This window comes from Streptomyces qaidamensis (assembly GCF_001611795.1).
In the GTDB taxonomy this organism is placed as follows: Bacteria; Actinomycetota; Actinomycetes; order Streptomycetales; family Streptomycetaceae; genus Streptomyces; species Streptomyces qaidamensis.
The window spans coordinates 1,988,248-2,010,094 of the sequence record NZ_CP015098.1 but is presented as its reverse complement, the minus strand read 5'-3'; the positions used below and the strand labels follow the sequence as shown (position 1 = coordinate 2,010,094).

Sequence of the window (21,847 nt, the reverse complement as noted above, 5' to 3'; positions counted from 1 at the left end):
CACTGCAGCACTTCACGGCCCCCGCACGCACCGCGTGCGGGGGCTTCCTGCTGGGTGTGGACCGCCTTCCGTAACCGGGATTTGAAGGGCGAAATTCAGCCATGGGCAGACCTCGCAGAGTGGGCGCACATTACTCACCCGTAATGTTTGCAGTGTGAATGCGCGGGAGTTGGTCCGATTTGATCGTGGACGGTCAAAATGGGGGGGCGTACGAAGCGCTGTCTACGCGCGTCTCGAACTCACCCTTGTGTGCTCCCCGTTGTCCTCGGAATAGTGGGCGCTCGTCAACGAAGCCTTCCGGCTCGTGAGGTCCCCACAACCTCTCGTGCCGACCCCCCACAGGAGGACAGAAGTTGAAGCACCGACGCATACCCAAGCGGCGTGCAGCCGTGGCAGGCGCGGGCATCGCCGCGCTGGTCGCCGCGGGAGTGACGTTCCAGACCGCGAACGCCAGTGAGACCCCTGAGGCGTCCGCACCCCGGACCCTGTCGGTCTCCGCGGCCGGAAAGCTCGCCTCGACGCTGGCCGAGGACCTGGGCGGCGACGCGGCCGGGACGTACTACGACGCGAAGAGCAAGGCTCTCGTGGTGAACGTGCTCGACGAGGCCGCCGCGCAGGCCGTCGAGAAGGCCGGAGCCAAGGCGAGAGTCGTGGCGAACTCCCTCGCCGAACTCAAGAGCGCTCGCAGCACGCTGAAGCAGGACGCGACGATCCCGGGTACCGCCTGGGTGACCGACCCGACCACCAACAAGGTCGTGGTGACCGCCGACCGTACGGTCTCCGAGGCCGAGTGGGCGAAGCTGACGAAGGTCGTGGACGGGCTCGGGGCGAAGGCCGAACTGAAGCGGTCGAAGGGGGAGTACAGGCCCTTCATCGCCGGTGGTGACGCGATCACCGGCGGCAGCGGGCGCTGCTCGCTGGGCTTCAACGTGGTCAAGGGCGGCGAGCCGTTCTTCCTGACCGCCGGTCACTGCACCGAGGGCATCTCCACGTGGTCGGACTCCAGCGGCAAGGAGATCGGCACGAACACGGACTCCAGCTTCCCGGACAACGACTACGGGCTGGTCAAGTACACCGCGGAGGTCGCTCACCCGAGTGAGGTGAACCTCTACAACGGCTCCACCCAGAAGATCTCGGGCGCCGCGGACGCGACCGTCGGCATGGCGGTCACCCGGAGCGGGTCGACCACGCAGGTGCACGAGGGCAAGGTCACCGGGCTGGACGCCACGGTGAACTACGGCAACGGCGACATCGTGAACGGGCTGATCCAGACCGACGTGTGCGCGGAGCCGGGTGACAGTGGCGGCTCGCTTTTCTCGGGCGACAAGGCGGTCGGGCTCACGTCCGGCGGCAGCGGTGACTGCACCTCGGGCGGGGAGACGTTCTTCCAGCCGGTGACCGAGGCCCTGTCGGCTACCGGGACGCAGATCGGCTGACGTCTGAGTGTGTGAAGTCCCGCCCCTTGTGCGAGGGGCGGGACTTTCGTCTGTCGTGTGCGGCTTCCGTCCGGCTTCTGTCGTATATGGCTTTCGTCAGGGTTCGCGTGATGCCGGGTGGTGGGTCGGGGCCGCGCCGGGGGGTGTCCGTCCTCGGAACGGCGCGATGGGGTCGCGTACCGGCTGACTGTCCGCTGCCGCGCCAACCGCTGCGGGCGGACACTCCCCGGCACGGCCCTTCTCGCCGTACGCGGGTGCGGGCCGTCTGTGGCTACGGCGTTGCGGTCGCGCGTCTTCGTGCCGCCGCCATGGTGATCGCGGCTCCCGCCACCGCCCACGCCGACAGGACCAGGAGTGGCGTCGTCATCGCGTTGTTGTCGAAGTAGGCGATGGAGCGGGTCGACCAGGTGCCGGCGCCCGGGGGCAGGGCCGGGCCGATGGCCTTCCAGAAGGGTGGGAGGAGGGGTGGAGGCAACGCGCCGCCCGCGCTGGGGTTGCCGAGGATGACCACCAGCAGGATGACCAGGCCGATGCCGATCGTGCCGAAGAGGCCCTGCAGAGCGAGGGTGGCCGCGCCCACGGCGAAGATGATCAGGGTCCCCAGGCCCCAGAGGGCCGCGGTGCTGCCCGGCAGGGCGTCCAGGGCCGGGCCGGCGATGAGGGCTCCGCCGAGACCGCCGGTGAGGGCGACCAGGGCCATGACCGCCAGCCGGATCGCGGCGCGGGAAGGGCTGGAGGGTTTCGCCCCGGCGCTGATGGCCAGGGCCGCGGCGCCCAGGTAGCCGCCCACGCACCAGCCGATCACAAGGTAGAAGGACGACAGTCCGTTGGGGTCGTGGGGTGCGGACGGGATCACGTCGACCGTTCGGATGGTGCGCCGCTCGGACTTCTCCAGGTTGGTGACCAGGGCCGTCAGCGTGGTGGAGAGGATCCTGCCGCCCCCGGAGGCGACCAGGAGGGTGTCGGTGCTGCCTCCGGGGTCGATGATCAGGGCCGCGTCGATGTCGCGGTGGGTGAGCTGGGACCGGGCCGTGGCCTCGTCGGGCAGGGCGCGGGGGTCCAGGGGTGAGCCGGGCAGCCGTTCCAGCCGGGTGACCGCCTGGCCCGCGGCGGCCTGTGGGGCGACCACGCCGAAGGGCACGTCCTTGGGTTTCGGATCGTGCAGTGCTCCCACGTACGAGGCGATGAACAGCAGCTGGAGCGCGATCACGCCGACGATGAGCAGGGTGGCCCGCGGCGTGACGGCGTCTCTCACCTCCGTGCGGAACGAGCTGTGCGGCATGCCTCCACGGTCGGGGGGGTTGGGGTGTTTCCGCAGGTGGGGCAGGGCCGAACGGATGTCGCACATACATTCGAGGATGGAGGTATGGTGGGGGTGAGGTAGCTGGGAACAGATGTTCGAGAGCTGGTGTGGCTCACAAGTGCGGGAGGTGCGTGTGCCGGGGTTCACGCATCTGCACACCGTCTCCGGATTCTCGTTGCGCTATGGAGCCTCGCACCCGGAGCGGCTGGCCGAGCGTGCCTCCGAGCGGGGCATGGACGCCCTGGCGCTGACCGATCGCGACACGCTCGCCGGTGCTGTCCGGTTCTCGAAGGCCTGTGGGAAGGCGGGGGTCCGGCCGCTGTTCGGGGCAGATCTGGCCGTGGCGGGTGCGGAGCCCGGGGCCGAGCGGCGGGGGCGGCGCCGGACCCCGGTGCGGGGTGGTGCCTTCGTTGACGAGTCGGCTCCCCGTGCGACCTTTCTCGCCCGGGACGGCGCCCGGGGGTGGGCGGACCTGTGCCGGATCGTCTCGGCTGCCCATGAGGGGGAGGGGACGCCCCTGCTGCCCTGGGAGCGCAACCACGCCGAGGGGCTGACCGTGCTGCTCGGGCCCGGATCGGACGTCGGGCGCGCCCTGGCCGCGGGCCGGCCCGACCGTGCGGCGCGACTGCTCGCGCCCTGGCGTGACGTCTACGGCGACGCCCTGCGGCTGGAAGCCGTCTGGCACGGCCGGGAGGGTACCGGGCCGGGGTCGCTGCGGCTGGCTGCCCGGACCGTCGGGTTCGCCGCCGAGCAGCGGATCCGGCCCGTGCTCACCAACGCGGCGCGGTACGCCGACCCGGGTCTCGGGCCGGTCGCCGATGTTCTGGACGCCGCCCGGCTGCTGGTGCCCATCGACCCGGCCAAGGGGCTGGACTCCGGTGAGGCCTGGCTCAAGGGCGCCGGGGACATGCTCGCTGTGGCGGAGCGGGTCGTGGAGGCCGCGGGGTTCCGGCGGGAGACCGCTCACCGGCTGGTGGAGCAGACGGAGGCCACGGCCGCCGCGTGCCTGGTCGATCCCGAGGACGATCTCGGGATCGGCACCGTCCACTTCCCCGAGCCGCATCTGGTCGGCGCCGGGCGCCGGACCGCCCAGCGGACCCTTGCCTCACGGGCGGCGGCGGGGATGGTGCTGCGTGGATACGACCGGCGGCGGGAGTACTGGGAGCGGATGCACCACGAGCTGGACATCATCGCCCACCACGGCTTCGCCTCCTACTTCCTGACCGTCTCCCAGGTGGTGGAGGACGTACGGAAGATGGGCGTCCGGGTCGCCGCCCGCGGGTCCGGGGCCGGGTCGCTCGTCAACCATCTGCTCGGTATTGCGCACGCCGATCCGATCGAGCACCGGCTGCTGATGGAGCGGTTCCTGTCGAAGGAGCGGGTCGTGCTGCCCGACATCGACATCGACGTGGAGTCCGCGCGGCGGCTGGAGGTCTACCGGGCGATCATCGACCGGTTCGGCACCGAACGGGTCGCGACGGTCGCGATGCCGGAGACGTATCGCGTGCGGCACGCCATCCGGGACGTGGGGGCCGCCCTGTCCATGGACCCGGCCGAGATCGACCGGGTGGCCAAGTCCTTTCCCCATATCCGGGCGCGGGACGCCCGCGCGGCGCTGGAGGAGCTGCCCGAGCTGCGCGCGCTGGCCGGGGAGAAGGAGAAGTACGGGAAGCTGTGGGAGCTGGTCGAAGGGCTGGACGCCCTGCCGCGCGGGGTGGCCATGCACCCGTGCGGGGTGCTGCTGTCCGACGCCTCCCTGCTGGCGCGTACGCCGGTCATGCCGACCAGCGGCGAGGGCTTTCCGATGTCGCAGTTCGACAAGGACGACGTCGAGGACCTCGGGCTGCTGAAGCTCGACGTGCTGGGCGTGCGGATGCAGTCGGCCATGGCGCACGCGGTGGAGGAAGTGGAGCGGGTGTCGGGGGTGAGGGTCGATCTGGACGCCCTGCCGCCGGGGGATCCGCAGACGTACCGGCTGATCCAGTCCACCGAGACGCTCGGGTGCTTCCAGATCGAGTCGCCCGGGCAACGGGATCTGGTCGGGCGACTCCAGCCGGCCACGTTCCACGACCTCGTCGTCGACATCTCGCTGTTCCGGCCCGGGCCGGTCGCCGCCGACATGGTGCGGCCGTTCATCGAGGCACGGCACGGGCGGGCGCCGATCCGGTATCCGCACCCCGACCTGGAGGGGCCGCTGAAGGAGACCTACGGGGTCGTCGTCTTCCACGAGCAGATCATCGACATCGTCGACATCATGACCGGCTGCGGTCGCGGCGAGGCCGACCGGGTGCGGCGCGGGCTGTCGGATCCGGAGTCGCAGGAGCGGATCAAGGTGTGGTTCGCGCAGCACGCGGCGGTGAACGGCTATGACGCGGAAACGATTCAGCGGACCTGGGAGATCGTCGAGGCCTTCGGGTCCTACGGCTTCTGCAAGGCGCACGCGGTCGCCTTCGCCGTGCCGACGTACCAGTCGGCGTGGCTGAAAACGCATCACCCGGCCGCCTTCTACGCGGGCTTGCTCACGCACGACCCCGGCATGTACCCGAAGCGGCTGCTGCTGGCGGACGCGCGGCGACGGGGGGTGCCGGTGCTGCCGTTGGACGTCAACGCGTCGGGGGTCGCACACCGTATCGAACTGGTGTCCGGTAAATGGGGGCTGAGGCTGGCCCTCTCCGATGTGCACGGCATCAGCGAGGCCGAGGCGGCGCGGATCGCCGAGGGGCAGCCGTACGCCTCGCTGGTCGACTTCTGGGAGCGGGGCCGGCCCAGCCGTCCGCTGGCCCAGCGGCTCGCACAAGTGGGGGCGCTGGACGCGTTCGGCGCCAACCGCCGCGATCTGCAACTGCATCTGACCGAGCTGCACCGGGGCGCCCGGGGCGGGGGCGGCGGCCAGCTCCCCCTGGCCGGGGGGCGCGAGACCGCACCGGCCGGACTGCCCGACCTCACCTCCTCGGAGCGGCTCAGCGCCGAGCTGGGCGTACTGTCCATGGACGCCTCGCGGAACCTGATGGACGATCACCGGACGTTCCTCGACGAACTCGGCGTGGTGTCGGCGCGGCGGCTGCGCGAGGCCAGGCACGGGGAGACGGTGCTGGTCGCGGGCGCCAAGGCGGCCACGCAGACGCCGCCGATCCGGTCCGGCAAACGCGTCATCTTCTCCACTCTGGACGACGGCACGGGCCTGGTCGACCTCGCCTTCTTCGACGACTCCCACGACGCCTGCGCCCACACCGTCTTCCACTCCTGGCTGCTGCTGGTGCGCGGCGTGGTGCAGCGCCGCGGCCCGCGCAGCCTCAGCGTGGTGGGCGCCGCCGCCTGGAACCTCGCGGACCTGCTGGACGTGCGCCGGGAGGAGGGGCTGGAGGGAGTCGCGGCCCGGCTGGCCGGTGGCGGTGATCCCGGTGGTTCCGGCGACGACGGTGACGGGGCGGCGCGCCGGCGGCTCGCCGGCTCGGAAGGGGCGCCCGCGCCGACGGGTTCCGCGGCCCAGGACCCGATGGAGCAGCGGAAGATCCGCATGGCCACGGGGTACGAGATGCACCCCTGGGCCGATCTGCGTCCCGCGGGGGAAGGGCCCGCGGCGGTCGGAAGAAAGTTGTGGCACCAGAGTCCGGGGAGTGCGGGATGACCATCCTCTGCGTACGTTTCCAGCTGCCTCCGACGAGCGAGGCGGATCTGCCCCACCTGCTCGGGATGCTGGAGGAGTTCACCCCCGTCGTCCAGGCCCTGCCGCCGGACGGGGCGCTGGCCGACCTGCGCGGCGCCGAGCGGTACTTCGGGCGGGACGCCGTCGAGCTGGCCTCGGTGATCCGGGTGCGGTCGCTCGCGCTCCACGGCGTCGACTGCGTGATCGGGGCCGGGCCCGGCCCGATGCTGGCCCGGATCGCGCTGCGCGACGCCGTGCCCGGGGTGACGTGTGCGGTGCCCGGCGAACCGGACGCCATCGCGGAGTTCCTCGCGGACAAGCCCGTCGCCGCGCTGCCCGGTGTGGGCGCCGCGACCGCCCGCACGCTGGGCGACTACGGCCTCGACACCCTCGGCCGGGTCGCCGCCGCACCGCTGTCCACGCTCCAGCGGCTGATCGGTGCGAAGGCCGGCCGCGAGCTGCGCGAGAAGGCGAACGGCGTCGACCGCGGCCGGGTCGTACCGAACGCCGTCTCCCGGTCCCTCGCGACGGAACGCCCCTTCGGGCGCGACGAACTGGACCCCGACCGGCACCGCCGGGCGCTGCTGTCGGCCGCCGAGGAGATCGGCGCCCGGCTGCGCGCCCTGGAGAAGGTCTGCCGCACGCTCACCCTCACCGTGCGCTACGCCGACCGGTCCGCCACCACCCGCAGCCGCGCCCTGACCGAGCCGACCGCGCACTCCCCGGCGCTGACCAGGGCCGCGTACGGCATGTACGAGGCGCTCGGGCTGCAGCGGGCCCGGGTGCGGGCGATCACCCTGCGCGCCGAGGGGCTCGACCCCGCCGACCGGGCCTCCCACCAGCTGACCTTCGACCCGGTGGACGAGAAGGTCCGCCGCATCGAGGAGGTCGCGGACCGCGCGCGAGCGAAGTTCGGGCCGAGGGCGGTGATGCCCGGGGGGTTGGGCGGGGCGGCGGCGTAGAGCCCTCCGCCTGAGGTCAGTTGGCCCACGGGGGCGCGATGCGGGTGCCGTCGGCCAGCCGTGCCTCCAGGCCGATCGAGGTGGTGACCCAGGAGTACGCGGTCCGGTCGGTCGGGTTCTCGACGGTCAGGGTGGCACCGGGGTTGATGATCACCGTGTCGCCCGCGGCGATCCGCTCGGTGCGGCCGTCGAGGGTGATCAGCAGTTCGCCGTCGAGCAGATGGAAGATCTCCTCCCGGCTGACCGTGTGCGCGGGTGCCTTGAGGCCGGAGGGGATCTCGCCGCGCCAGGCGCACAGCTCCTTGCTGCCGCTGTTCGGGGTGGCGTACGAGACGAATCGGGCGCCGTGGATCTCGTGGGTGACGGCTTCGGACGATCGGACGATGGGCATACGGCCTCCAGTTGGTCAAGCTGCTTGACTATATGGTCAAGCAGCTTGACCAATGCGTCAAGGGTGTTTCAATGCATGCGTGCAGAACTCCGAGGCCATGGCCCTGTCCGCCGCCCTGCTCGCCGTCGCCGGCGGGCTCACGCACCGCATCAACGAGGGCGTGCTCGCCCGCGGCTTCGAAGGGGTGCGGCCCGCGCACGGCTTCGCCTTCGCCCGGCTCGCCCCGGACGGCGCGACGGTCACCGACCTCGCCGTCCATCTCGGGGTGACCAAGCAGGCCGCGAGCCAGCTCGTCGACGAGCTGGTGCGCAAGGGGTACGCCGAGCGGCGGCCGCATCCCGAGGACGCCCGGGCGCGTCTGGTCGTGCTGACCGAGCGGGGGTGGGGATGCACGCGTGCCGCGGAGGAGGCGGCCGCGGAAGCAGTTCGGGAGTGGGGGGAGCTGCTGGGGGACCGGGAGATGCGGTCGCTGGGGCGGCAGTTGCTGCGGATCGCTCCGGACGGGCCCGTTCGGCCCGCCTGGTGAGGGGGTTTCAGCCGCGGCCGGGGCGCCGGTTACCGCTGCAAGTTTTTACTGACGCGTAACTTCCCAGTTTGACTACTCGCCCGTAACTTGACGAGTGAACAGCATCCTCGTGATCCGGATCACAGGGCCTAGTGCCGTCGCACCTCCCTTGAGCCGCAAGGAGATCACCCGATGCTGCCCTGGAAACGAGTGCTCAGACCCCTGGCCGCGCTGCTGCTGACCGCCGCGGCCGTCACCGTCCCCGCCACCACCGCCCAGGCCGCCGGCGCCCCGAGCTCCGGCTGGAACGACTACTCCTGCAAGCCCTCCGCCGCCCACCCCCGCCCCGTCGTCCTGGTCCACGGCACCCTCGGGAACTCCGTCGACAACTGGCTGGGCCTCGCCCCCTACCTGAAGGTCCGCGGCTACTGCGTCTTCTCCCTCGACTACGGGCAACTGGAAGGCGTCCCCTTCTTCCACGGCCTCGGACCCGTCGAGAAGTCCGCCGGACAGCTGAAGGACTTCGTCGACAAGGTGCTCGCGGCCACCGGCGCCGCCGAGACCGACGTCGTCGGACACTCACAGGGCGGCATGATGCCCCGCTACTACCTGAAGTTCCTCGGCGGAGCCGCCCAGGTGAACGCCCTGGTCGGCATCGCGCCCAGCAACCACGGCACCGACTTGAACGGTTTCACCCACCTGCTGCCGTACTTCCCGGGCGCCGCGGACCTGTTGGCGAAGAACACCCCCGCCCTCGCCGACCAGGTCACCGGCTCCGCCTTCCTCACCAAGCTCAACGCGGGCGGCGACACCGTGCCGGGCGTGCGCTACACCGTCATCGCCACGCGGTACGACGAGGTCGTCACGCCGTGGCGCAGCCAGTATCTGACCGGGCCCGGCGTGCGCAACGTCCTGCTCCAGGACCTGTGCCCCGTCGACCTGTCCGAGCACGTGGTCGTCGGGCTGCTCGACCGGGTCGCCTTCCACGAGGTGGCCAACGCCCTGGATCCGGCGCGGGCCAGGCCCACCACCTGCGCTTCGGCTTTCGAATGACACGTGTCACCCGTTGCTGCGTGTCCCCCGTCGGCACGTGCAAGGGAAACGTTTCGGGGCCTGTCCGGCCTGAGCCGCCGGACAGGCCCCGGGTCAGGGGCGATGGGGGTCAGCCGCCCTGCCGCCCGCCGCTCACCGTCCGGCGCCGGGCCGACAGGAACAGGGCCGAGGAGCCGAGCACCAGTGTGGCCGCGCCGCCGATCGCGAGGTACGTGGTGCTGCTGTCGCCGCCGGTCTCGGCGAGGTTCCCGGTGGCACCGGCCGCCTTCGGCTGGTTGGGCGCGGCTGCGGCGGCCTTCGGCCGGTCCGCCGTGCTCTTCGGGGCCGCGGCCGGCTCCGCCGAGGTGCTGGGGTCGTTGTCGCCGTGCCCGTGGTGCTCGATCGTGGACTTGTCGTTGCCCTCCTCGATCTGCTTCTTGGTCGGAGCGGAGGCGGTCGGGGCCGGGGCCGCGCCTCCCGCCGCGCCGCCACCGCCGCCGAAGCTGACGTCCGAGCAGGAGTAGAACGCCTCCGGGCTGTCCGACCGCTGCCAGATCGCGTACAGCAGGTGCTTGCCGGAGCGCTGGGGCAGGCTGCCGGAGAAGGTGTAGAAGTCGCCGGTGGCGGCCGGGTCGGTGGACGTCGCGACCGGGTTCGCGAGATCCAGGTCCTTCCAGGCGAGCGGCTTGGCCGGGTCGTAGCCGGGCTTGGTGATGTACACCTTGAACGTGCCCTTGTGAGGGGCCGTCACCCGGTACCTGAAGGTGTGCGAGCCGCTGCTCACGCTGGTCGCGGGCCAGTCGGCGCGGGCCAGGTCGAGGCCCTTGAACTGCTCGTTGTTCGCGCTGCAGAGCTTGCCGTCCGGTATGAGCCGCTGGTGCCGGCCGCCCGCGTCGCCGATGCGTATGCCGTTCCAGTCGTAGAGGGCCTGGGTGCCGCCCGCCGCGACCGCCGCCTTGCACGCGGCCGACCTCGGGCTCTCGGGGCCCTCGGCGTAGCACTGCGAGACGCGGCTGACCGGGTCGCCCATCGAACCGTGCGCGGCGGCCGGGGCGGCGGTCAGCGCGGTCACGGCGAGCGGGAGGCTGCCGAGAGCGGCGACGGCGGCTGCTGTGCGGCGTGCGGGCATGCGGGAACTCCTCGAAGCGGTGCGTGGGACAGGTCCGGGCCCGGGTGGGCCGGATCCCGTGGGGTGCTCCGAAGCTAGCCCCTGAGAACCGTGAAATCGCCTGCTGAGGGCGGGTGGAGGAGATCCTTATGGCCCGCTTAAGGGAGTGTTCGGACTGGCATCAGGTAGGTACCGTCGCGGCATGGCAGACGAGGAGATCCGGCCGGCCGGGGCCGCCGACGTACCGGTCGTCGCGGACGTGATCGACGCGGCCTTCCGCCCCTACATCGAGCGCATCGGGCGCGTGCCGCAGCCCATGGAGGAGGACCACGCGGCGAACGTGGCCGCGGGCAAGGTGTTCGTGACGGGCGATCCCGTGACCGGACTCGTCGTGGTCGAGGCGTTCGCGGACCACCTCTTCCTCGACACCGTCGCCGTCCACCCCACCGCGCACGGCGGGGGAGTGGGGCGGCGGCTGCTCCGGTTCGTGGACGCACACGCGCGTGCGCTGGGTCTGCCCGAGGTCAGGCTCTGCACGAACGCGCTGATGTGGGAGAACCAGAGGATTTATCCGAGATACGGCTACGAACTGGTGGAACGCCGCGTGGAGGGGCCCTACGACCGCGTCCACTACCGCAAGCGGCTGCTCTGAGGCGTGCGTCTCATGACCGGCACCGGCCGCTCAGGCGTCCGGCCACCAGGTGCGGGCGATGTCCTTGCGAACCTCGGGGCGCCCGGCGGGGCGCTCGTCGGCCTCGTCGCGGACCCGGCGGACATCCGTCTTCTTCAGGGGCTTCTGCACGGTCACACGGCGCATGGCTGCCTCCTTAAGGGTCTACCGGGTTCCGCGCTCTCACGGAGGTAGACCTTTCGGGGGAGGGTTACTCATCGCTCCTGGTCTGTCAGTGGCGGCAGTCACGATTCGTGTGTCAGTGGCGGGTGTCACTCTTGGGCCCATGACGAACGTGGACTGGGACGCCGAGGCCGCCTCCTTCGACGAGGAGCCGGACCACGGCCTGCGTGATCCCGAGGTGCGCCGGGCCTGGGCCGGGCGGCTGCGCGCCTGGCTGCCCGCCCGGGCGGGGGACGTCCTCGACCTCGGGTGCGGCACCGGCAGCCTGTCGCTCCTCGCCTCCGAGCAGGGACACCGGGTGACGGGCGTGGACCTCTCGGCGGCGATGGTGACGCTCGCCAGGGAGAAACTCGCCGGGCGTGACGCGGTGTTCCTCGTCGGTGACGCCGCGGCACCGCCGGTCGGGGAGCAGCGCTTCGACGCCGTGCTCGTCCGGCACGTCCTGTGGGCCCTGCCCGACCCCGGCCGCGCCCTGAGGCACTGGTGCGGGCTGCTGCGGCCGGGCGGGCGGCTGGTGCTGGTCGAGGGCGTGTGGGGAAGCACCGCCCCCGTCGGCATACCGGCGGAGCGGCTCACCGGCCTCCTCGCCCCGATCGCCGGGCAGGTGCGCCTGGAGCGGCTGTCGGGCGATCCGTCGCTGTGGGGCAAGGAGGTGACGGACGAGCGGTACGCGGCGATCGCCCAGGTCCGGACGTCAGGCCAGGAGCGCGGTGAAGTCGCCGCCGCGGGCGAGTGACTCCAGTTCGTCGAGGGCGGTCAGGGCGGCCCGCGCCGCCTCCGGGTCCGTCTCGGCGAGGCCGCTCTCGGCGAACTCGTCCTCGTCCAGGCGCCGTACGTCCGTACCGTCCGCGGAGCGCCACAGGTCCAGATCCAGGTCCTCCACGACCAGCTCCGACCCGGAGCGCACGGCGGGGCGGGTGATGTCGCAGTACCAGCCCTTCAGCGCGCCCGTGGCGGAGCGGACCTCTTTGACCGCGTACCACCGGTCGCGCCAGTAGTACTCCGTGAAGACGTCCCCGGACTCGAAGCGGACGAAGCCGAAGTCGCGGACGCCGGAGCCCGCCCACGGGGCGCGGACCGCGACCCGCGTGCCGTCGTCCGACAGCAGCTCGCCGGAGTAACGGATCTTCGTACGGCCCGCCTTGACGAGCACGACGTCCAGGAGCGGGAGCCGGTCAGCCGAGTTCGCGGACATACCGTACTTCCTTCGCGCAGGTCTCGTAGCCGAACCACTTGTTGATGGCGATCATCGGCTCGTTGCCGGTGTCGTTGCCGGTGAACGCCTCCGTGTACCCCGCGGCGCGGGCACGGTGCAGGGAGTCGTTCTTGGCGAGCTTCGCCAGGCCCCGGCCCCGGAACGCGCGGGCGGTTCCGGTCATGGCGGTGGCGTAACGGGAGCCGCCGTCGGTGTACGCCGCGGTGAAGGCGGCGAGGCGTCCGTCGACGACCGCGATCGTGCTCAGGTCGCGGTTCAGGAGCGGGTGCTTCCAGGACTCCTCGATCCAGGCCTCGTAGTCCGTGAACTCCACGTCGATGTCGCTCGGTTCGTCCGACGAGGTCTCCGCGTCCAGTTCGAACACGGGACGCGGATCGTCCGCGAAGTCGGCGGCCGTGCGCAGCTCGACGCCCGCCGGCAGGTCCTGGCGGGGCGGCAGGGGACCGTCCGCCAGGTCCAGGCGCAGGAACCAGGCGGAACGGCTGGCCCGGAAGCCGCGCCGCTCGGCGAAGGCGCGGTTGCCCGGCTCGTCCAGCACCCAGGTGAACAGCTTGGTGACACCCAGGCGTCCCAGGCGCTCCTCGGCGGTGCGCAGCAGGAGGGACCCGGCGCCGCGCCCCGTGTGGCCGGGGCGCACGTAGATGTTGGCGGAGCCCTGGCCGGGTTCCGGGCTGTCGTGGGCGACGCTGACCTGGGCCGTGCCGATGATCTCGCCGTCTTCCTCGGCGACGAGCTGCCCGAAGCGGGCGTCCGGGTGGGCGTGCGTCAGGGTGTGCACCACGGACTCGGGCGTGGAGAGCATGTACGGAAGGGCGAGGCGGCGGGTGGTGGAGAACCCCTCGGCGTCGGCTCGGACGTCGGGGCGCAGGTCGCGCACGATCACGGTCATGGGGACGCACGCTACGTGGGGACCCGACCTGGGTGCCTCTCATTTTCCGTCGGGTGCGCGACAATCGGGCTGTGACCTTGAAGATCGACATCGACGACAGCGCCCCGCCGTACGAGCAGGTGCGGGCGCGGATCTCAGAGCAGGCGCGGTCAGGTGCGCTGCCGGTGGGCTACCGGCTGCCGACCGTGCGGGGGCTGGCCGAGTCGCTGGGACTCGCCGCCAACACGGTCGCCAAGGCGTACCGGGCGCTGGAGGCGGACGGCGTGATCGAGACGCGGGGCCGCAACGGCACGTTCGTGGCCGCCGCCGGCTCGGCGGCGGACCGCGAACTGGCATCGGCCGCCCAGGCCTATGTGGAGCGGGCCAGGAGACTCGGGCTGGGCGAGGACGTCGCGCTCGCCGCGGTACGGGACGCCCTGCGGGCGGCGTACGGGGAGTAGGGGAGTCCTAACCGGACCGCTGGGCCAGGCGCTCCGGTGTCCGCGTGATGTCCAGCCCCGCCGACCTCCCCGTCCGTGCGAACGCCACCGCGTCCTCCACCGCCGCGCCGCCCGGGTCGTTGTTGAAGTACGCGTAGACGTCCTCGCCGCCGGGCCAGGTCGTGGCGATGCGGTCGAGCCAGGTGGCCAGCGAGCGACGGCCGTAGCGGGGCCAGGGCCGGGCGCGGCCCTGGTGGAAGCGGACGTAGCCCCAGTCGGTGGTGCGCCACAGCGGTGTCGCCGGGCGGGCCAGGATGTCGGCCCAGCACAGGGCGGCGCGCCGGGACTCCAGGACGCGGCGGACCTGCGGCGTCCACCAGGAGTCATGGCGCGGCTCGACCGCGACCCGGGTCCGGGCCGGGAAGCAGGCCAGGCACGCGTCCAGTAGGCCCGGGTCGGCGCGCAGGGTGGGCGGGAGCTGGAGCAGGACCGGGCCGAGACGGTCGCCGAGCCCCGCCGCGTGGCTCATCAGGCGGTGCACCGGCTCCTCGGGGTCCTTGAGCCGCTTGATGTGGGTCAGATAGCGGCTCGCCTTGACGGCGACGACGAAGTCCCCGGGCACCCGCCGCCGCCAGTCCGCGAAGGTCTCCCGGGCCGGCAGCCGGTAGAAGGCGTTGTTGATCTCGACGGTGGCGAAGTGCCCCGCGTACTCCTCCAGCCAGAGCCGCATCGGCAGCCCGGACGGGTACAGGACGTCCCGCCAGTCCTTGTACTGCCACCCGGACGTGCCGACGAACAGGGTCATATCCCTATCAAAGCACCGCAGGCCCCGGAGGGCGGCCGCGGCGGCCGTGGCGGCCGTGGCGTCCTGGTCCGCCGGACCCGCTACGCGTCGGCGCGCGTGTGGAAGCGGTAGAACAGCAGCAGGAAGAGCGCTGCCGTGACCAGCAGCGCCGTGATGACCACGGGCCGGATGTCGTCGCCGGTCTGGCTGTAGAGGAAGCCCAGGGCGACACCGGCGAAGGCGGCCCGCAGCAGGGCGTGCAGGGCGTGCAGGTCGCGCCTGAGGCGTCGGACGATCTGGACCACGGCGATGCAGAGCGCCGTGAAGGCGAGCGCGCTCCACACACCCGACGCCACGTCCGCTCCGGTGACCGGGCCGCCGTGACGCCGGTTCACCGCGACCCAGTTGCCGTAGACGACACCGAGCACGACGGGCACGGCCCACCGTGCGACGCGGTGGGCGGGTTCGCTGAACACGGTGGGCGCCGTGTGTGCCATCAGAGGCCTCCCTGGTCCATGCGGAGCGCGGCGTCGCTCCGCGGCACACCTTGGCACGCCCGGGTAACAGGGAGGTGAGAAGCGGTTGTGAGGGACCCCGGCGGGTGGACCCACCACGGATCCCGGCGGGTGACCCGGCTACAGATACAGCCCCGCGTCGACGCCCCCGCGCGGCTCCGGCAGGGACGTCGGGGACGTGCCCCGGCGCAGCGCGTACAGCTCCGCCAGCGTCGCGCCCTCGCGGCCGACGCCGTCCTCCTGGCCCAGCCAGTTCACCGCCTCGCGGCGGGTCAGCGGACCGACCTCGATCCGGGCCAGGCAGCGGCCGGGGCGGACCACGGCCGGGTGCAGGCGCTCCAGGTCCTCGTTGGTCGTGACCCCGACCAGGACGTTGCGGCCCTGGCCGAGCAGTCCGTCCGTCAGGTTCAGCAGCCTCGACAGGGCCTGGCCCGCCGTGTGTTTGGCCTCGCCGCGGATCAGCTCGTCGCAGTCCTCCAGGAGCAGCAGCCGCCAGCGGCCCTTGCCCGTCGCGTCCTCCTCGCCGATGGCGATGTCCATGAGGTAGCCGACGTCGGAGAAGAGCCGCTCGGGGTCCAGGACGCAGTCCACCTGGCACCAGTCGCGCCAGGAGCGGGCCAGTGTCCGCAGCGCCGACGTCTTGCCGGTGCCCGGCGGGCCGTGCAGCAGCAGGAGACGGCCCGCGATGTCCTCCGGGGTCGTCTTCATCAGGCGGTCCATCGCGTCCGCCACCGGCGCGGTGTAGTTGGGCCGGACCTCCTCCCAGGTGCCCGCCGCGATCTGCCGGGTGGTGCGGTGCGGGCCGCGGCGGGGAGAGACGTACCAGAAGCCCATCGTGACGTTCTCCGGCTGCGGTTCGGGCTCGTCGGCCGCGCCGTCCGTGGCCTGGTCGAGGACCTTCTTCGCGAGCTCCTCGCCGGTCGCCGTCACCGTGACGTCGGCGCCACGGTTCCAGCGGGAGACCAGCAGCGTCCAGCCGTCACCCTCGGCGAGGGTCGCGCTGCGGTCGTCGTCCCGGGCGACGCGCAGCACCCGGGCGCCGGGCGGCATCAGCGTCGCCCCGGACCGCACCCGGTCGATGTTCACCGCGTGGGAGTAGGGCTGCTCGCCCGTCGCGAAGCGGCCGAGGAACAGCGCGTCGACGACGTCGGACGGGGAGTCGGAGTCGTCGACGTTGAGCCGGATCGGCAGCGCCTCGTGCGGGTTTCCAGACATGCCGCCATGATCCGGCACAAGGAGGCCGCGTGCACCCGGTTTCCCGGTGCACGCGGCATGTCGTGTGCTCGCGGCGGAGCAGCCGGGCCGCCTCGGTGGCGATCGCCCCCGCGCAGGTCAGCCCCCGGAGCGGGCGACCAGCCGACGAGCCTGCCGAACCCTGCGAACGACGGCGTACCCCTTGGTCAGGGCGCGGTCCCCGGCGAACGTACGGGCGATCGCGTGGCCCTCGACGACCCGCTCGAACTCCTCGATGCCCGTGCTGCGGCGCACCGTCACCCGCCGCAGCGCGTACGGCCCCTGCGCCCGCCGCGCGAGCCCGTTGCCGACGGCGAGGGCCTGGGCGTAGCCCGTCTCGCGCACCGCCTGCCGGACCCGGCGGCTGGAGTAGCCGTAGGGGTAGGCGAACGAGGCCGGTACGGTGCCCAGCTGGTCCGAGATGATCTCCTTGCAGTGGATCAGCTCGAACCGCAGCGTGGCGTCGGAGACCTGGTCGAGCTGCGGGTGGCTGTGGCTGTGCCCGCCGATCTCCACGCCCTGCGCCGCGAGTTCGCGGACCTGGGCCCAGTCCAGCATGGTGTCCAGGCCGCCCCCGGTGTCGTACGGCCCCTTGAGCCACCCCGTCGAGACGAACAGGGTGGCGGGGAAACCGTGCTTGGCGAGCGCGGGGAGGGCATGCCGGTGCACACCCTCGTAGCCGTCGTCGAAGGTGATGAGGACCGGCCGGTCGGGCAGCGGCCGGCCCGAGCGCCAGCACGCGGCCAGTCCGGCCGTGGTGAGGGGCCTGAGACCCCGGTCGGCGAGCACCGCCATCTGCTCGGCGAAGGCTTCCGGGGTCACCGACAGGGCGCGGGTCGCCTCGTTCGGGTCGGTCGCGACCGCGTGGTACATCAGGATCGGAACGCGGGTGTCACTCACGGGCGGCCACCTCCACCGCGGGGACCCGGAACGTGGTGCCGCCCCGGCGCGCCCGGACGCTGCCGACGACGTAACCTCCCGCCGCCGTCAGCACCCCGGCCACGATCGCGCCGGCCCGCCCCGCCCCGCCCGGCCGGGCCAGCAGGGCGTCCAGCAGCCCTCGCGCCACCCCGGCCGGCAGGACCCGCGTGGCGTAACGGCGCTCCGACTCCAGGCCCTTGTCGGCGCCGACGCTCCGGGCCACCAGGGCCTTGGACAGGCCCTCGGCGTAGGTGCGGGTGCGGAAGTAGCGGAAGTGCTCGCGGATCTCGGGCACCCGGTGGTGGATCACGGCCCGGTCGTCGATCAGCAGGACCGCGTCGGGCCGGGCACGGCTGAGGCGGATGCACAGTTCCGTCTCCTCGCAGCCCAGCGGGCGTTTGTCGCCGTCCCGGCCGATGCCGGTGGCGAAGCCCCCCGCCGCGTCGAAGGCGCTGCGGCGGAACGAGGCGTTGCCGCCGAGCACGTTGCGCACCCGGACCCGGCCGCGCGGCAGGCCCCGGTACGTGCAGCCCACCACCCAGTCGAACTCCTCCGGGAACCAGTGCGGCCGCCGCCCCGACGCCCAGACCGGGACCGTGCGCCCGCCGACCGCCATCACCCGCTCGTCGGTGTACGCCTCGGCGAAGTGCCGCAGCCAGTCGCGCTCGGCCACGGCGTCGTCGTCGAGGAAGGCCACGACCTCACCGCGGGCCGCGGCGATGCCGGTGTTGCGGCCGGCGGACAGGCCACGGGGGCCCGCGTTGGCGAGCACCCGCACCACGGACCCCTCGGAGGACTCCTTGTACTCCTTGGCGAGCCGCTCCCGGAGCGTGTCGTTGTGATCGACGACCAGCAGCGTCTCCAGGGCCGGCCGCGACTGCGCGCGGACCGAGGAGACCGCCGCGAGGATGTCCTCCCAGCGGTCCTCGGTGTACGCGCAGATCACGACGGAGATGCCGGGACCGCTCAAGACACCTCTCCCCGCATCGCGGCCGGCATCGACGACCGGGGCGAACGGCGGCGCAGGGCCCGGCGGTTGGAGCGCTCCTGAAGGATCACGCGGAGCACGCGCAGCCCGTCCCGCACGGCCCGCAGATTGCTGACGCCGTGGATGCGCAGGTACTCGTGGCTCGGGATCTCCTGCACCTTGAGCCCGGCCTTGACGACCCGGATGTTCATCAGGGTCTCGACCTCGAAGCCGGTGCAGTCCAGGTCGATCTTGTCGAGGCAGTGCCGCCAGAACGCGTTGTAGCCGTAGCACAGGTCGGTGTAGCGGGCGCCGAACTTGCGGTTGACGACCGTGCACAGCGCCCAGTTGCCCATCTTGCGGATGAAGGTCATGTCGTCGGTGCCGCCGCCGTTGGCGAAGCGGGAGCCCTTGGCGAAGTCCGCGCCGGAGACCAGGGCGGAGACGTAGCTGAGGATCTCGCCCCCGTCCGCCGAGCCGTCCGCGTCGACCATCACGATGATGTCGCCGGTGCAGGCCTGGAAGCCGGTGATCAGAGCGTCGCCCTTGCCCTTGCCGCGCTGTTCGACGACCTTCACCTCGGGCCACAGCTCACGGGCCACCTCGACGGTGTCGTCGGTGGAGTTGCCGTCGACCAGGACCACTTCGTGGATCCAGTCGGGCAGGGTCTTGAAGACGTACGGAAGGTTCTCCGCCTCGTTCATCGCCGGGATGACCACGCTCACCGGCGGGGCTATGGCCAGGTGTGAGGAGACGGGCCGGTACTTCCCGGCGGTCGGCGGATGCGGGTCCGTCGCGGCCGGCTGCAGAACTGAACTCATGAGTCTGGTCCCTCTCGTCCGGTGGACCGCCCCCCCAGGGCAGTCCGGATCCAGTCCGGTTCGAAAGGGGGGTTCTCACCCGAAGCACGCCGAGATGGCGAGGCATGCCGGGATGAAGCTCCGGCACGCCGGGTGAGCTGGCAAAGCTGGCCGGCGGCGAAAAACGGCAGCCGACCGCGCGGCACGGCCCGGAGACAGTTGAGATCACCGAGCACGGCACCCCCCTACCGCGCCCCGCGCCGGTTCGTCGCGGTCCTTGAGCCCTCCCCTAGAGCCGCGTACTGACGGACCGATGCGGGTGAGATGTATGACGGTATTGACGATTGAACCCGTATGGCAAGACCTGGAACGGCACCTCACGTTTTTGTTGGTTTGGTCGTTGCGGCAGGCGTCTTGTGCGACGCAAGTTGCACGTTCCCGTCGCATAAACATGCGTTCCCCGGAGGCGATCAGGCCCTCCGGGGAACGCGTGTTCAGGTGCCGGTGCGGTCCGTGGTCACTGCACGATCTGCAGCAGCCGGTTCGGCGAACCCGAACCCGCGCTGGTGACCTTGCCGGTGACGGCGCCGTTCACCAGGGCCGTGGCCACCTGGGCCGGGGTGGACGAGGTGTGGCCCGCCAGGTAGACCGCGGCCGCGCCCGCGACGTGCGGGGTCGCCATCGAGGTGCCGGAGATGGTGTTGGTGGCGGTGTCGCCGGTGTGCCAGCCGGCCGTGATGGAGGAGCCGGGCGCGAAGATGTCCAGCGCGGAGCCGTAGTTGGAGTAGCTCGCCTTGGCGTCGGTGCTGGTGGTGGCGCCGACCGTGATCGCCTCGGCGACCCGGGCCGGGGAGGACGAGGAGGCGGTGGTGCTGCTGTTGCCGGCGGCGACGGCGTAGGTGACGCCGCTGGCTATGGAGTTGCGGACGGCCGTGTCCAGGGTGGCGGAGGCGCCGCCGCCGAGCGACATGTTGGCCACCGAGGGGCCGGAGTGGTTCTTCGTCACCCAGTCGATGCCGGCGATCACACCGGCCGTGGTGCCGGAGCCGCTGTTGTTCAGCACCCGCACGCCCACGATCTTCGCCTTCTTGGCGACGCCGTAGGTCGAGCCCGCGATGGTGGTGGCCACATGGGTGCCGTGGCCGTTGCCGTCGGAGGCGTTGCTGTCGCCGTCGACCGCGTCGTAGCCGTGGGTGGCACGACCGCTGATCTGCTGGTGGGTGATGCGCACGCCGGTGTCGATGACGTAGACCGTCACGCCGCTGCCCGCGCTGTCCGGGTAGGTGTAGGTGCCGGACAGCGGGAGCGATGCCTGGTCGATGCGGTCCAGGCCCCAGGGGGCGTTGGTCTGGGTGGCGGCGAGACCGACGCGCTGGTTCTGCTCGACGGAGGCCACCGCCGGGTCGGCGGCGAGGCGCCGGGCCTCGGTGGCGGAGAGGGTGGCGGAGTAGCCGTTCAGCGCCTTGCCGAACGTCTTGTCGACCGAGCCGCCGTACTCCTTCACCAGCCCCTTGCCCGCGGCCGAGGCGGCCTTCAGGCCGGCGCTCTTCTTGAGCGTGACCAGGTAGCTGTCCTTGATCGCGGCCGGGGAGTCCGCGGCGAGCACCCGGCCCTCGGCGGGCGCGGCCTGGGCGGGAAGGGCGGTGAGCCCGCCGACGAGGGCGGCGGTCGCCAGCGAGGTGAGTGCGGCGAACCCGATTCTCTTGCTACGCAGTTGTGCCATTACGAGGGAGTCCTCCTCTAGGCGGCGCGTGCCTGGGTGGGGCGCGCGTCATGTGGGGGATGTGCGCGTGCTCGCGCACACGGCCCGGGAGCGTCGCGTTCCGCTCCCGGCCGGAGTAAAGCGTCGACCAACTACCGGCGTAGAACAAGAGAGTTGAGCATCCGTCAATAAATCTGTCATGAGCACGTAACAAGAGAGGCGCGGTGCGTGACACGAGGCGTGGGGAACGCGCCAAGCATCCGGGGATGAACCGAAAAGACTTGGCATGGACACTTCCTGTCAACACGCGTAGCTGCTACCACGGTTATGGCAGAGATCCTGCTAAAGGGAGGTTCCATGAGACGTTCCCGACTTGTCGTCCTCGTGAGCTCGCTCCTCCTCGCCGTCGGCACCGCCCTCACCGGGGCAGCGACGGCGCAGGCGTCCTCACTCGCCGCAACTGGCGGCTACGTGGCGCTCGGTGACTCCTACTCCTCCGGAGTCGGAGCGGGCGGCTACATCAGCTCCAGCGGCGACTGCAAGCGCAGCACCAAGGCCTATCCCTACCTCTGGGCCGCCGCCAACTCACCCTCGACCTTCGCCTTCACCGCCTGTTCGGGCGCCCGAACGGGTGATGTTCTCGCGAATCAGCTCACTCCGCTCAGCGCCTCCACCGCCCTCGTCTCGATCAGCGTCGGCGGCAACGACGCCGGATTCGCCGACGTCATGACGACCTGTGTCACCCAGTCCGACAGCGCCTGCGTCTCCCGCATCAACACCGCCCGGGCGTACGTCGACGCCACGCTCCCCGGCAAGCTCGACGGCGTGTACTCGTCCATCCGCTCCAAGGCCCCCGCCGCCCGGGTCGTGGTCCTCGGCTACCCCCGCTTCTACAAGCTCGGCACTACCTGCCTCGGTCTGTCCGAGACCAAGCGCAAGGCCATCAACGACGCCTCCGACCACCTCAACACCGCCATCGCCAAGCGCGCCGCGAACCACGGCTTCGTCTTCGGCGACGTCCGCACCACCTTCACCGGCCACGAGATCTGCTCCGGCGACTCGTGGCTGCACAGCGTCAGCTGGCTCAACATCGGCGAGTCGTACCACCCGAAGGCACCGGGCCAGTCGGGCGGCTACCTGCCGGTGCTCAACAGCAACGACTGAC

At 71.7% G+C, this 21,847-nt stretch carries 22 protein-coding genes; 9 read left to right on the top strand and 13 right to left on the bottom strand.

All coding sequences use genetic code 11. The features are described 5' to 3' along the window. Nucleotides 1-353: 353 nt before the first annotated feature. The gene (locus A4E84_RS08765; protein WP_062925994.1) at nucleotides 354-1,436 is read left to right on the top strand and encodes a S1 family peptidase; all 1,083 of its coding nucleotides are present in this window, start codon (nucleotides 354-356) and stop codon (nucleotides 1,434-1,436) included. Nucleotides 1,437-1,707: 271 nt separating this feature from the next. On the opposite strand, the gene A4E84_RS08760 is transcribed toward A4E84_RS08765, so the two are convergent. Beyond that, nucleotides 1,708-2,718 (bottom strand): ABC transporter permease family protein, encoded by a 1,011-nt coding sequence (locus A4E84_RS08760; protein ID WP_062925993.1) that lies wholly within the window; start codon nucleotides 2,716-2,718, stop codon nucleotides 1,708-1,710. A 154-nt stretch (nucleotides 2,719-2,872) separates the two neighbouring features. On the opposite strand from A4E84_RS08760, the gene A4E84_RS08755 reads away from it, so the two are divergent. Continuing rightward, a complete protein-coding gene (locus A4E84_RS08755; RefSeq protein ID WP_062925992.1) occupies nucleotides 2,873-6,367 on the top strand; it encodes a DNA polymerase III subunit alpha in 3,495 nt (1,164 codons plus the stop codon). Further along, nucleotides 6,364-7,347: a DNA polymerase Y family protein gene (locus tag A4E84_RS08750; RefSeq protein WP_062925991.1), complete on the top strand. Its 984-nt coding sequence runs from the start codon at nucleotides 6,364-6,366 to the stop codon at nucleotides 7,345-7,347. The genes A4E84_RS08755 and A4E84_RS08750 overlap by 4 nt, the downstream gene beginning before the upstream one ends. A 16-nt stretch (nucleotides 7,348-7,363) precedes the next feature. Here the strand turns inward: A4E84_RS08750 and A4E84_RS08745 are convergent, their stop codons facing one another. Then, entirely contained in the window at nucleotides 7,364-7,738 is a 375-nt protein-coding gene (locus A4E84_RS08745) for a cupin domain-containing protein (RefSeq protein ID WP_062925990.1), read from the bottom strand. A 79-nt stretch (nucleotides 7,739-7,817) separates the two neighbouring features. On the opposite strand from A4E84_RS08745, the gene A4E84_RS08740 reads away from it, so the two are divergent. Next, the gene (locus tag A4E84_RS08740) at nucleotides 7,818-8,264 is read left to right on the top strand and encodes a MarR family winged helix-turn-helix transcriptional regulator (RefSeq protein WP_062925989.1); all 447 of its coding nucleotides are present in this window, start codon (nucleotides 7,818-7,820) and stop codon (nucleotides 8,262-8,264) included. A 171-nt stretch (nucleotides 8,265-8,435) separates the two neighbouring features. After that, entirely contained in the window at nucleotides 8,436-9,296 is an 861-nt protein-coding gene (locus A4E84_RS08735; RefSeq protein WP_062925988.1) for an esterase/lipase family protein, read from the top strand. Nucleotides 9,297-9,405: 109 nt separating this feature from the next. On the opposite strand, the gene A4E84_RS08730 is transcribed toward A4E84_RS08735, so the two are convergent. After that, a complete protein-coding gene (locus A4E84_RS08730; protein ID WP_062925987.1) occupies nucleotides 9,406-10,404 on the bottom strand; it encodes a lytic polysaccharide monooxygenase in 999 nt (332 codons plus the stop codon). Nucleotides 10,405-10,585: 181 nt separating this feature from the next. Here A4E84_RS08730 and A4E84_RS08725 point away from each other — a divergent pair, with 181 nt between their 5' ends. Then, a complete protein-coding gene (locus A4E84_RS08725) occupies nucleotides 10,586-11,035 on the top strand; it encodes a GNAT family N-acetyltransferase (protein ID WP_062925986.1) in 450 nt (149 codons plus the stop codon). Nucleotides 11,036-11,065: 30 nt separating this feature from the next. Here the strand turns inward: A4E84_RS08725 and A4E84_RS45205 are convergent, their stop codons facing one another. Then, entirely contained in the window at nucleotides 11,066-11,200 is a 135-nt protein-coding gene (locus A4E84_RS45205) for a hypothetical protein (RefSeq protein ID WP_107308287.1), read from the bottom strand. A gap of 139 nt (nucleotides 11,201-11,339) precedes the next feature. On the opposite strand from A4E84_RS45205, the gene A4E84_RS08720 reads away from it, so the two are divergent. Beyond that, nucleotides 11,340-11,972, top strand: coding sequence for a class I SAM-dependent methyltransferase (locus A4E84_RS08720; RefSeq protein WP_079128910.1), 633 nt, complete (start codon nucleotides 11,340-11,342; stop codon nucleotides 11,970-11,972). On the opposite strand, the gene A4E84_RS08715 is transcribed toward A4E84_RS08720, so the two are convergent. Together A4E84_RS08715 and A4E84_RS08710 are read right to left on the bottom strand one after the other, a co-directional pair. Continuing rightward, nucleotides 11,931-12,431, bottom strand: coding sequence for a ribonuclease FAU-1 family protein (locus A4E84_RS08715; protein ID WP_062925984.1), 501 nt, complete (start codon nucleotides 12,429-12,431; stop codon nucleotides 11,931-11,933). The genes A4E84_RS08720 and A4E84_RS08715 overlap by 42 nt on opposite strands. Continuing rightward, complete coding sequence (locus A4E84_RS08710) at nucleotides 12,412-13,341, bottom strand: GNAT family N-acetyltransferase (protein WP_062925983.1); 930 nt, start codon at nucleotides 13,339-13,341, stop codon at nucleotides 12,412-12,414. The genes A4E84_RS08715 and A4E84_RS08710 overlap by 20 nt, the downstream gene beginning before the upstream one ends. Nucleotides 13,342-13,412: 71 nt before the next feature. Here A4E84_RS08710 and A4E84_RS08705 point away from each other — a divergent pair, with 71 nt between their 5' ends. Then, entirely contained in the window at nucleotides 13,413-13,781 is a 369-nt protein-coding gene (locus A4E84_RS08705) for a GntR family transcriptional regulator (RefSeq protein WP_062925982.1), read from the top strand. 7 nt (nucleotides 13,782-13,788) lie between these two features. On the opposite strand, the gene A4E84_RS08700 is transcribed toward A4E84_RS08705, so the two are convergent. The 7 genes from A4E84_RS08700 to A4E84_RS08670 form a co-directional block, all read right to left on the bottom strand. Further along, entirely contained in the window at nucleotides 13,789-14,565 is a 777-nt protein-coding gene (locus tag A4E84_RS08700) for a DUF72 domain-containing protein (RefSeq protein WP_062925981.1), read from the bottom strand. Nucleotides 14,566-14,645: 80 nt separating this feature from the next. Next, nucleotides 14,646-15,041: a hypothetical protein gene (locus A4E84_RS08695; RefSeq protein ID WP_062925980.1), complete on the bottom strand. Its 396-nt coding sequence runs from the start codon at nucleotides 15,039-15,041 to the stop codon at nucleotides 14,646-14,648. 138 nt (nucleotides 15,042-15,179) lie between these two features. Further along, nucleotides 15,180-16,274 (bottom strand): DUF5925 domain-containing protein, encoded by a 1,095-nt coding sequence (locus tag A4E84_RS08690; RefSeq protein ID WP_062925979.1) that lies wholly within the window; start codon nucleotides 16,272-16,274, stop codon nucleotides 15,180-15,182. Between the two features lie 117 nt (nucleotides 16,275-16,391). Next, nucleotides 16,392-17,192 (bottom strand): polysaccharide deacetylase family protein, encoded by an 801-nt coding sequence (locus tag A4E84_RS08685; protein WP_174569409.1) that lies wholly within the window; start codon nucleotides 17,190-17,192, stop codon nucleotides 16,392-16,394. Beyond that, entirely contained in the window at nucleotides 17,185-18,183 is a 999-nt protein-coding gene (locus A4E84_RS08680; RefSeq protein WP_062925978.1) for a glycosyltransferase family 2 protein, read from the bottom strand. The genes A4E84_RS08685 and A4E84_RS08680 overlap by 8 nt, the downstream gene beginning before the upstream one ends. After that, entirely contained in the window at nucleotides 18,180-19,001 is an 822-nt protein-coding gene (locus A4E84_RS08675) for a glycosyltransferase family 2 protein (RefSeq protein WP_062925977.1), read from the bottom strand. The genes A4E84_RS08680 and A4E84_RS08675 overlap by 4 nt, the downstream gene beginning before the upstream one ends. Before the next feature lie 496 nt (nucleotides 19,002-19,497). Next, a complete protein-coding gene (locus tag A4E84_RS08670) occupies nucleotides 19,498-20,703 on the bottom strand; it encodes a S8 family peptidase (protein ID WP_062925976.1) in 1,206 nt (401 codons plus the stop codon). Between the two features lie 336 nt (nucleotides 20,704-21,039). Between A4E84_RS08670 and A4E84_RS08665 the strand changes: the two genes are divergently transcribed. After that, nucleotides 21,040-21,846 (top strand): SGNH/GDSL hydrolase family protein, encoded by an 807-nt coding sequence (locus A4E84_RS08665; protein WP_062925975.1) that lies wholly within the window; start codon nucleotides 21,040-21,042, stop codon nucleotides 21,844-21,846. Nucleotide 21,847 lies beyond the last annotated feature (1 nt).